This is a genomic window from Photobacterium sanguinicancri, assembly GCF_002265265.1.
Taxonomy (GTDB): domain Bacteria; phylum Pseudomonadota; class Gammaproteobacteria; order Enterobacterales; family Vibrionaceae; genus Photobacterium; species Photobacterium sanguinicancri.
On the sequence record NZ_NOIF01000320.1, the window covers coordinates 1 to 2,442 of the forward strand.

Here is a 2,442-nt window from a genome sequence, read left to right on the forward strand (position 1 = left end):
ATCTCAGAGTTTAAATTTACAATTGCCTCAGAATTGCAATCTATCTCACCATTAGTTTGGTCGAGATTTTTTTGAGCCTCTGCCATCTCCTTTCTAAAGTCTCGACTTTGTTCATTAATACTTGCACGTTCCTTTCTTAAGTGCTTTAGATTTTTATCTAGTTCACCTACAGCTTGAGTTATGGCGCTAAGCTCATTACTTTCATGCGTAATATTTTGCCTAGTTTCAGCTAGTTCATCCTTTCTACTTTTTAATAATTCTTCTGTCTCATTTATCTCTTCCCTTAAGCCATTTTTAAAATCATCAAAGCTTTCTTTTAACTCTGGGATGGAGTTATTTAGCTTGGATGTTATCTTTATAAGGTCGCTGTGTGAAATAGCAAGGCACGAAAAGTTAATGGGAACTTGAGCTAAAGTACTAGATTTAAAATAAACACGACTGTAATGCTCATTACAGTCGTATGTTATTTGTAAGTTTCCCTGATGTCTTATGCTGCTAGTCATGTTTATAACATCTTCCTTACCCTCATGATTAATGGCAATTAACTTTGGGGCAACCTTTGATGTTATGGTGATTGTTATTTTTTTGATGAAAATTGGCAATTCACTATAACAGACATAAAATTCAGTCGGCCTGTTATCAATAACTCTTAGTGAATATATATCCCCTCTTTCCTCAGATATGATTGATTTAAAATAATATGATAACGTACTTTCCGGAGGAAGCACGCTAAACCCCCTCCCATAATCTTTAAAAGTGGTATATATGTTTAATACGTTGTCGGGACTCATGTCAGCCTCATTGATAAATATACTTTTTCGATTATAACAATAAGATGACATGTTAAACAATAAAGTGCTAGCTTCTTTCTATTTTCTCAATTCGAGAATTATGAGTATCCAACACCTTCTTAATCCAAACAATATCCGTTTTCATGGCAATACCCGTACCAAACGCTGAGCAAAAACCCGTGGCCGCAGCCACGAGTATGGTTTGATATAAATCCATACTCGTCACTCTCCTACTTTTTCTCGTTACGGAACATATCCCACAGGCCAACTGCGAACGATGCGATCAAAGGAACAACGCCACCGATTTGGGTGCTGCCTTCTGAAATGGCATCACAAACCGCCCTACTTTACTGCCATGCTTGAAGAGTGTTGAACTTGGAATTATATGTGATTGCTATTACGAACTCGCATTAATGCCTGACGGGCTTTATACATTACCAAATAAGTTGGAACAGACAATATAATGACAATAATACTGATTTCATGTTTTGAAAATGCAGCAGCCCAAGCATCAATTTTGCTTTTAGGCACTATAAAACCCACACAAAGGCTTAGTAGCCCCAAGACAAAAATCAGAGACAGAAGCACATAGCTTGTAGAATCAATACCTTCTATAGCAGATAGAATAAGTATAGAAGTACTTATTAGTAACAAGCCGACAGTGACTAGATAGCTACGAGAAAACAAGGTTTGATCAAATGTTGAGAGCAGCTCTTTAGCCAAAAACGTGCCTTTATATTATGAGTATTTAATGGCGTATATTTTAGCTTTTAGTGCCTTTGCTATTAGTGATGTGCCGCACGGCACCAACACGAAATACAAAGAGTGGGATGGGTATTTCTACCTGATTGCAGGTGTAGGCAGGTAAATGATTTAGAGCTAGATAAAAAAAGAGCCCAAATAGTATCAGGCTCTTGTTAGGTAAAAAGTTAAAGCAACTTATTTGTAAAAAGCTTCGACAGTACCTTTTAGCTTAATAAGCATAGGTTGACCGCGACGGTCCAACGCTTTAGGTGATGGGATTTTAACCCAACCTTCACTAATGCAGTATTCTTCTACATCAAAACGCTCTTTGCCGTTAAGACGGATACCAATGTTATGTTCAAAACACTCAGCCACATGGTGTGGGCTACGAGGGTCACCTGCAAGGTGATCTGGTAGTGCTGGTTGCGATTTAGCGTCGTTCATGTCCGTAACCTGTAATAAATAAAAAGCTCGCTATTGTAGTCAATATAATCCTTACGCTCAATAGGTGCATGAATAAAAGGTACTCGCAGAAAAATAGTTATAATCGATTGATTTTAAAGCGAATAAGCCACATATCACACTTAACAATAGGATAGTAAAAGCAAAAAGAACCGGCATTGATACATGTTCCATTCTACTGCTTATTCATAACCTTTTTACTATTTTGCTGTTTCGCCATCCAACACACCGCGCACAACACACAATATAAACTGAGTGAATTAGTATCATCGATCTCGTTTCATTGTTTTGATGCTAATCACGCAGGCTCCCCAGCAGGGATGTTCACATTATATTAACCACCACCCTCCTGTCTCAAACTTGAGACAAGTATAAACTTATTCCCCAAGCAGATAGGCTATAAAAATCAATAAAATTTATCGTGACGACTTATTTCATTATAAAC

General features: G+C 37.4%; 3 protein-coding genes. All 3 read right to left on the reverse strand.

Annotation, left to right across the window (positions count from 1 at the left end; translation table 11 throughout):
• Positions 1 to 791: hypothetical protein (locus ASV53_RS23615; RefSeq protein WP_189337957.1), on the reverse strand; the 791-nt coding region annotated here is incomplete at its 3' end.
• 381 nt (positions 792 to 1,172) lie between these two features.
• Positions 1,173 to 1,514 (reverse strand): hypothetical protein, encoded by a 342-nt coding sequence (locus tag ASV53_RS23620; RefSeq protein ID WP_094958945.1) that lies wholly within the window; start codon positions 1,512 to 1,514, stop codon positions 1,173 to 1,175.
• Between the two features lie 216 nt (positions 1,515 to 1,730).
• The gene (locus ASV53_RS23625) at positions 1,731 to 1,979 is read right to left on the reverse strand and encodes a DUF3297 family protein (RefSeq protein WP_062691918.1); all 249 of its coding nucleotides are present in this window, start codon (positions 1,977 to 1,979) and stop codon (positions 1,731 to 1,733) included.
• Positions 1,980 to 2,442: the final 463 nt, after the last annotated feature.